The 794-nt window shown below is 58.2% G+C and carries 1 protein-coding gene; it reads left to right on the forward strand.

From position 1 onward, the window contains the following. The coding region (locus DRV84_RS15520; protein WP_205026754.1) for a hypothetical protein at nt 1-568 on the forward strand (568 nt) is incomplete at its 5' end. Nucleotides 569-794 lie beyond the last annotated feature (226 nt).

A 794-nucleotide genomic window follows, 5' to 3' on the forward strand; every position in this document is an offset into this window, starting at 1 on the left:
GGTCCCGTTTGGATGCCGATTGACACATGTCCACAAGGCGTTCTGTTTCCTTACAATGGACTTTCGCCTGAAGAACGCCGTTTCGAGCATTTCGCGGAATAATTCTTTCCCCGCGCTTGATACGAAGCTGATGCTTCCATCCGATCTCGCGGCAGCGATCGGCCTTCGACCCATCGACACGTTCTTGATCAGTTACCGCAAGGCGATCTGGGCAGTCCATCCGGAAATGAACCTGCCTGGCAGCCGTCGGCAACCGTCGCCCCGCCGCAACGGCGTCAATGACCAAAAGGGAGCGCAATCGAACATGGAGGAAAGCACGGGCATCAGTCAGTTGCCACGCGTCAAGAGAATACGCGGGGCGCAAATCACCCATGGCATGGAAGCCGTGAACATCCAGTATGACGACGAGCACGGCAGAACTCACGAGCTTACAATGCGGCTGGACGACGCGCTGTACCTGCTCTCGATCCTCAAGGCGATGCAACTGAACCTGGACATTCCGTTCCCGGATGACCCGCGCGATCCGGACGCGCGCCCGGTTCGCCCAAGCGAACGAGAGAACGGATGATCACGGACTTAGAGGCACCCCAGAACGCCCCGCGAACATCGACCCCGTCCCGTGTCGCATCCGTGTTGCACGGAGGAATCGGGGCTGGTCGTAAGCCTTTGGAGTCTTTGGGGAGTGTTCGGGACGGGCTTGCAACAAGACGCGACACGCAAAAGCCGCCCCGAGAGCGGCCTAAGTGCTTGATATCATGTGAGAATATTTGGTTGCGGGGAGAGGATTTGAACCT

The sequence above is a fragment of the Rhodosalinus sediminis genome, from assembly GCF_003385555.1.
Classification (GTDB): Bacteria; Pseudomonadota; Alphaproteobacteria; order Rhodobacterales; family Rhodobacteraceae; genus Rhodosalinus; species Rhodosalinus sediminis.